Source organism: Comamonas odontotermitis (assembly GCF_014207855.1).
GTDB classification, from domain to species: domain Bacteria; phylum Pseudomonadota; class Gammaproteobacteria; order Burkholderiales; family Burkholderiaceae_C; genus Comamonas; species Comamonas odontotermitis_A.
In genome coordinates, this window is record NZ_JACHKZ010000010.1 from 145,700 (window position 1) to 152,205 (window position 6,506).

Genomic DNA, 6,506 nt, shown 5'->3' on the forward strand with positions numbered 1-6,506 from the left:
TATCGCCTGTCTTGCTGGTGCGCCGCTGTGGGGAGCGTTCTGGATCTTCCTGCATTTCCTCATGAGGTGAGCCATGACCCTGCAGATTCAACTAGCAATAGCGGCCCTGGTGGCCGCTTTGTCGTTTGGTGGTGGCTGGGCAGTCAACGGCTGGCGTGGCACATCCAAAGTAGCCGACTGCAAGACCGAGCAGGCCCAGGGCGTGGCCACCCGCGCAGAAGCCGCCCGGGCCAATGAATCCAACACTGCCCAACTGGAGAGCAAACATGCACAAGACACGATCTACAACGCCGACCGCCTGGCAGCACTCAAAACTGGCATTGCTGTTGATGTGCGCTCTGAGCTTGAGCGCGCTCACAGGCTGCAGCTCAGCGCCGACAGCCGAGCCGCCACTTATCGCGCGCAAGCCGAAGCCGACGCCACTGCCCGCCGCGCTCTTGCAGATAAAGCCTCAGCCCTCGACCGCCAGCTTGCAGAGGGCGTCGGAGTGGTCGCGGAACTCGGAGGCGCTCTTAAACAGCGAGACGCCGAAGTAGCGGCGCTGTGCGACCAAGTGAACATCGAGCGCGGGTTGAATGGTGATGAGGGCGATCAGGCCTGCAGGGGGAGCTAATGGTCGATGGCGCCCTGATTTGCCAATTTGCACGCGTTCCGTCTTGTGTGTTTGCTATATTGAGCCTTTGGTCTAGGCTGGTCGTATGAAACACAACTTGGTTACTTCCATCTCAATATCTGCATCGCCAGAGCGAGTCTGGGAGATCCTGATGGACTTTGCGCGTTACCCAGAGTGGAACCCCTTTATTTGTTCGCTTGAGGGAGCGTCCTCAGAGGGGCAGGTCCTGGAGGTCAAAATTCAACCGGAAGGTGGGCGCGCTATGACATTTCGGCCTACCGTTTTACGAAACACCCCCACTGGTGAGTTTCGCTGGCTGGGAAAATTATTGATCAAAGGCCTCTTTGATGGCGAGCACTACTTCAAACTTGAGCCGATCGCTGGCGGAGGGACAAGGTTTACTCAAGGGGAGCAATTTTCAGGAGTTCTCGTCTCATTGTTTCGTGACTCCCTAGACAAAGGAACTAAAGCTGGCTTTGAGGCGATGAACCTTGCCATGAAAAAAAGAGCAGAAGCAGTTAGCAGCTAAACGACTCAATAAAAAGCCTCCCCGGCGCCACTACGGCACAGGGGAGGCTTTTTTGCTTTTTGGTGTCGCTTTTGAATTAGCAGCCCGTTACACCAGCAATGCCGCCCAGGCGCTGCAAGTTCAGATTTTGCGTTCCATCCTTGCCCGACAGGGTGGCCTTGGCACTTGTGCAACTGTCGAATTTCACAGTCAACTGCCCCCATTCAGCCACTTGGTACGACGGCGAAGAGAATGTGCCATTTATGGTGGTTCCTAAGACTGTGGTGTACTCGGTATTGGTCTTGAGGCTACCGACAGGAACTTCTATTGAAATGAGCCAAAGTGGGCTACCACCAGCATCGCGTCCATAGTAGGTTGCAAAAAAGCCGTTGTTTGCCGCAAGAAAGTTAAAGCCTGTGCCACTGAACGCAGGGTCATACCACAGCCCTGATATAGCTTGCGGACTCAATGTGTTGGAGCCGCCATTGCCAGACCCAGAAAAAGATACCGAGAAATTCCCCTGCAGAGAGCTGGTTGAAGTTGTCGCTCTTACAAGATATTGACCCGAGAGGGTCTCTCCAGCTGTGCCATTTCCAGTTACTGATAAATAATTGGGGAAATTGTGCTGGTCGCAAGTGAAAATAAATGGTGACTGGGAAACAACGCCGCCTTTGCCGGTGTACGTGCCGTTGCCTGCTGCACTAGAGAGAGTGCAACTTACTGCCCCGTACTGATCAATGGTGATGGAGATGCTGCCGCGATCAGCGCCTGAATAGGTGCCCGTATAGGTGCCTGCACCTACCTGCGCAGCCGCGAATTGTGAAATGCCAACAGCCAGACTCAAGCCTACAAAAGCGCTCTTTAAAAATTTGATGACACGCATTAACACTCCATTACTACTATGTTATTTGGATGATTGACTTTTGCTATCAAAAGCCGTGAATATCATATGATGTAACTATGATGAAACTCGCCTCCGCTAGCTGCAACGGCTTGGAATTTTTCTTGTTGTTGTTTTCTTGAGGAGGAAAGGGCATTGGGCGTGGGTGTGAATTAGCCCCTCTGCAACTGCTGTCAATGCTGCCGAAATAGAACGAGCCTCCCAGGTGCCGTAAATGGCACCAGGGAGGCTCTTTTTCGTTTGTGCGGTCAGTTTGCAGTTTGCACGGGGTTGATTGCTTCAACGTCCGCGCCCATCTCGCGCATCTTGGCTGTGACCTTGGCCAACTCCTCCGGCGACAGTGCCAAGCGTGCGGCCATGAGAAAACAGATGTGAATTCCCAGGTTGCGCGGCTCTGCGCCGCCCGTGTACTTGCGCCACTGCTGGCCACCGGCAACGCTGGCCAAGTCGGCCATCTGTTCGCCAGTTAGCCCGAGCTGGTCTTTCAGCTTGGCCAAGTCCGCGGTTGAAGGTGGGGTGTATTCGATCATGAGCGGCTCTCTGCTCTGGGAGAACAAAGGCCCTTTCGGGCCTTGGCTTAGATAAACATCTTGGCCATTGCTACTGCTGTGCCGATCATTCCGGCCATCGCTGTAGCTCCTGCTGCTGCTGGCATCCAGTGGTGCTCTCGGTTAACAAGACGTAAAAAAGCCCTCCGAAGAGGGCTCACAGATCAGCTCGATTTCCGTCGGCGCATGAGGCCTATTGAACCGGCAACCACTCCTGAGAGAGCCAGTAAGCCAAACGCTCCCAACGTTGGAACGGGCGTGGCGGTCGCAACTGGCGGAACAGTGGCGGGGGGATCGGTATCCGTTGCAGTGTCATTTGACGGGTCAGGATCTGGATTTGTATTGACTGCGCTTGCACTGGATCCATCGGCCTCCACGGTTGCAGTATTCACCAAATTCCCCGTGAAACTGGCTGGAATGGCCATGGTCAGCGTATAGGTCACAGTCGCATTCACAGCAAGATTGATAGTGTCATCAATGCCGCCTGCGCCATTTGCCGTGCAGCTTCCACCGGCCGAAGCACTGCAGGACCAGGTGGCGGTGCTAATGCCACTGGGCAATACATCCGTCACCTTGGCACCGATAGCAGTGAAAGGACCGTTGTTGCGTACCGTAATGGTGTAGACGACATTGGTTCCCGGCACATAGTTGGTTTGGCTGTTGGTTTTGGTGATGCTCAAATCTGCAGGGAACTGGATGGGAGCATCAGGGCAATTAGCGCCATCATTGGTGCCCGATCCGGGTGAGCCAGCAATGAGGGTTTTGACACCTGTGACCAGATTGATCTGGTAAAAACCGCTGCCATTATTTGCCGAGCCAAACATACCATTGGTGCCGCCGAACTGTGCTCCAAGCACACCACCTGTGGCGTCTGGCGCACCCAATGTAGCGACAGTTCCGTCAGCAACATTGATCCCGTATAACTGGCCTGTGTCAGAAACAGAATACAAGCCTCCCGAAGCACCGCCTACCCAGGCGATGTCCGATGCTGTAAATGCCACGCTCAAATTGATGGCTGTGGCAGTCATGGCACCCGTGTCAATGGCATAAATCACCGAAGTGTTGCCAAAAGGTTTGACATAGTAGACGCCATTGCTGCCCACCGTACCCGAGTTATAAACCGGCGTCGCGGGCAGTCCTGTAACGGCACCCATGTCGCTAACAGCCCCCGTGCCTTGATCGACGCTTAGTAGATGGTTTCCATTACTATCTGTCCGCATGGCATACAGAACGCTAGCGGTGGGAGAAAAGCCCAATGCGTTATAGGAAACCGCTGCAGTCGCCCCAATGCCCGTAAATAGCATCGGGTTTGTATTCGTAGACACGCTGTTCAGCGCAGTGGGTGCATCCTGCGACAGGAAAAGTCGGCCATCACAGGCAGCCTGCGCCATGGGCACCGTAGACAGCACCAAAGCCGCTGAGATAAGCAGGTGCTTGAATGACTTGTTATTGCTTGAAGAATTCTCTAAGTTCGAAGGAATATAAAAAAATGAATTTTTTGAAGGCAGCGCTTTAAGCAAAGGCATATGAAATAATCCTTAGTAATTTGAGCCTAGGGTGTTAATTAGGGTTTTTTATCAAAATTAGATATCGAATTCTAATTTTCGATAGTTAGAGATTAATTTACATCTCTACACAACGCCCTGAAGTCGACAATGCCATACAGGCTAAGCGTCGTCAAGTATCAAATGAAGAGGTGTTATTTTTTCCTCTATTGTCTCGGAAATGTTGTTTTTTGGGTAATTTGAAATACGTTTGCTATTTTTAATTTAACGAGGCTATTGATAGCCTGTTTTGATAGGTTTTATCATATTTTTAGAACGAACTAGCTTTGGATTGGTAATTCGCGTGCACTTCATTTAAATCTATGAGTGGAGATGTATCACCACGGTTAAGATGAGCCCGCGCATTTTAGGGTCGGGCTGCATCTCATGGCGAAGAATCGTTCACGGCTATCGCTCAGATGTTGCCAGCGTCCCGCACCTTCTATAGCTGGCCTGGTCGTTTGAGCATCGGAACAACGTCTGTCCAGCACATGCAGCACGACCCGGAGATGCTGGCCTCCCAGCTCAAGCTGCTGCATGGGCAGTTCTGGGGGTGAAGGTTGACAAAACCGCGTTCTAGATTGACAAAGCCCTGTTCTGGGTTGACAGTCCGAGGTTTTCGCGGCGTTGGCCAACTTCATCAGCTTGCACAGAATCGCAAACTAGCACTGTCGAGCCTGACTCGACACCCCTTGTTGCTGATTTCCCCGCCTACAACGCAGCTGCGAAAAATCAACATCGGGCGGCGGCTGCAGGCCAGCGTCGGCTGAACCTGCCGAAGCCCCTTTCGTCCGCCGGCCACTTGCTCGCCAATCTCCGCAGCAGGTGCGCTGCAGGAATCGCCCGGCCAGAGTGGGTCCAACCCAGCAAAAGGGGCTGTGCAGTGGGGAATCTTTGGAGCCACAGTTCTGGCTGGGTTGGGCATTTGCACCCTTTGGCAAGATAGAGTTGATCAGTTAAGCGCTGAACAAGGCTCCACAATTTGCGGCAAATTTGCAACGGTTTCGGCATCTAAGTCGGGCTGTAGCCTATGAAGCAGCGCTCAGTTCTGAAAAGCCTGCAATAAAATTATGGGCTAAATAATGGCCGGAAAGTAAACTGTCTGCTCACTAACGTAAGTTTCCGCACGAGCGGTATTGGATCGTGTAGTATATTTCACAGAGTATTTGTTAAATTATGTATATAATAAGAGTCCTTTCATTTATTGCGATAGTGTTTTTTTCATCTGGATGTGCTATCAAAGAGCGATATGTCGAGCCCAAATCAGATGAGCCTCGTGCAAGACTGAACACAAATATAAAAACATCAAATATAATATCTGTAGTTACGGTTGTGGATGTGGTGGATGGAAATGTAAAATGTGGCGAGAAGTATCAAGGCGCAAAAAGAGCTATTGCCATCTCACGCGGCAATCCGATGGTTGAAGACATAAATCCTGATGGGTTATGGGTAAATGCTGATCGAGAGATTAATCTTGTAATGCTAATGGCAAATGATGGTTTTGCTTGCGTTCACAATGCGAAATTTACGCCAGAAGCAGGAGGGATCTATGAACTCAAAGCAAGTGGTCATAGAGCAACGTGCCAAATGCAGATTATTTCGCGTGTTGAATATGATTCTTCAGAGGTAGAAGTTTCTAAGCCGATGGGATGTATTGAGTAGGAGTTTTTCCACTCAGAATATTGAAGAGTAGGAGCCTGTAGAGCTAGGGCGGCAGGCGCCTCGTTCTGGCGCCGCGCCGGAGCGGCGATAGCCTGGCGCTGGAGCCGCTGGCGGGTGGCACTGACGTACTGCAATGCTGCTGGCCCAGCGTGCGCCATCCCTAAATCTGCCCCCAAATGAGCCAATTCCAGCGTACCTGGGCGGATAGCATCCCTCTGAAAAAGCCGCTAAGGTACGCTCTAAAACTCACTCTCTAGGGTTCGAATCCCTCCGTTTCCGCCAAGAATCAAACCCCTGAGTGTTCGCATTCAGGGGTTTTTCTTCATCTGGCAATGCCAGCATTACTTTGAAGCCTTCTGCGGTTATCCCGCCCTCCTCCTTTACACCTATCGGTGCTATCGGAACGCAATCCCAGCTCTAGTAAAAACGTCTCGAATTCGGGGCCAATTACTCTACGCCTGCCTAGCCTTCTTTGCTAGCTCGTCGAATTCTTTGCGCAGCTCGTCCAGTTCTGATTCGTCCAATTCTTCGAGCGACAGCATCCGATTGCGCGCGGGTTCAATGGCGCGGATGAGTTCATCCAGCTTGATCTGGATTGCCTCGGTATCGCTGTTCTGCGTGGATTGGATCAGAAAGGCTTTGTTGCATAAATCGGTTTGAGACTGAGTCTCCCCAAACCCCAGACGTAGTTATGCCACGGCCACCGTTTGGGGCGTGCCCAGCTCGGTGA

Annotated in this window: 6 protein-coding genes and 1 pseudogene; 3 read left to right on the forward strand and 4 right to left on the reverse strand. The window is 52.0% G+C overall.

Annotation, left to right across the window (positions count from 1 at the left end; translation table 11 throughout):
• Positions 1–73 precede the first annotated feature (73 nt).
• Together HNP33_RS10385 and HNP33_RS10390 are read left to right on the forward strand one after the other, a co-directional pair.
• Positions 74–613: a hypothetical protein gene (locus HNP33_RS10385; RefSeq protein WP_184708063.1), complete on the forward strand. Its 540-nt coding sequence runs from the start codon at positions 74–76 to the stop codon at positions 611–613.
• 85 nt (positions 614–698) lie between these two features.
• Positions 699–1,142 carry an SRPBCC domain-containing protein gene (locus tag HNP33_RS10390; RefSeq protein ID WP_184708065.1) on the forward strand — a complete coding sequence of 148 codons (444 nt, stop codon included), beginning with the start codon at positions 699–701 and terminating at the stop codon, positions 1,140–1,142.
• A 76-nt stretch (positions 1,143–1,218) separates the two neighbouring features.
• Here the strand turns inward: HNP33_RS10390 and HNP33_RS10395 are convergent, their stop codons facing one another.
• The 3 genes from HNP33_RS10395 to HNP33_RS10405 all read right to left on the reverse strand — a co-directional run bounded on the left by HNP33_RS10395 (position 1,219) and on the right by HNP33_RS10405 (position 4,096).
• The gene (locus tag HNP33_RS10395; protein ID WP_184708067.1) at positions 1,219–2,004 is read right to left on the reverse strand and encodes a hypothetical protein; all 786 of its coding nucleotides are present in this window, start codon (positions 2,002–2,004) and stop codon (positions 1,219–1,221) included.
• A 266-nt stretch (positions 2,005–2,270) separates the two neighbouring features.
• On the reverse strand, positions 2,271–2,552 hold the full coding sequence (locus HNP33_RS10400; RefSeq protein ID WP_184708069.1) for an XRE family transcriptional regulator: 282 nt from the start codon (positions 2,550–2,552) through the stop codon (positions 2,271–2,273).
• Positions 2,553–2,734: 182 nt separating this feature from the next.
• Complete coding sequence (locus HNP33_RS10405; protein WP_184708071.1) at positions 2,735–4,096, reverse strand: DUF6923 family protein; 1,362 nt, start codon at positions 4,094–4,096, stop codon at positions 2,735–2,737.
• A 1,230-nt stretch (positions 4,097–5,326) separates the two neighbouring features.
• Between HNP33_RS10405 and HNP33_RS10410 the strand changes: the two genes are divergently transcribed.
• Entirely contained in the window at positions 5,327–5,776 is a 450-nt protein-coding gene (locus tag HNP33_RS10410; protein ID WP_184708073.1) for a hypothetical protein, read from the forward strand.
• A gap of 452 nt (positions 5,777–6,228) precedes the next feature.
• Here HNP33_RS10410 and HNP33_RS10415 read toward each other — a convergent pair.
• Positions 6,229–6,411: pseudogene (locus HNP33_RS10415) on the reverse strand (low affinity iron permease family protein); the annotation flags it as partial.
• Positions 6,412–6,506: the final 95 nt, after the last annotated feature.

Bases quoted from the DNA above. Each gene is read 5' to 3' on its own strand.
- HNP33_RS10390 (WP_184708065.1), top strand. From the start codon at position 699: ATGAAACACAACTTGGTTACTTCCATCTCAATATCTGCATCGCCAGAG.
- HNP33_RS10385 (WP_184708063.1), top strand. From the start codon at position 74: ATGACCCTGCAGATTCAACTAGCAATAGCGGCCCTGGTGGCCGCTTTG.
- HNP33_RS10395 (WP_184708067.1), bottom strand. From the start codon at position 2,004: ATGCGTGTCATCAAATTTTTAAAGAGCGCTTTTGTAGGCTTGAGTCTG.
- HNP33_RS10400 (WP_184708069.1), bottom strand. From the start codon at position 2,552: ATGATCGAATACACCCCACCTTCAACCGCGGACTTGGCCAAGCTGAAA.
- HNP33_RS10405 (WP_184708071.1), bottom strand. From the start codon at position 4,096: ATGCCTTTGCTTAAAGCGCTGCCTTCAAAAAATTCATTTTTTTATATT.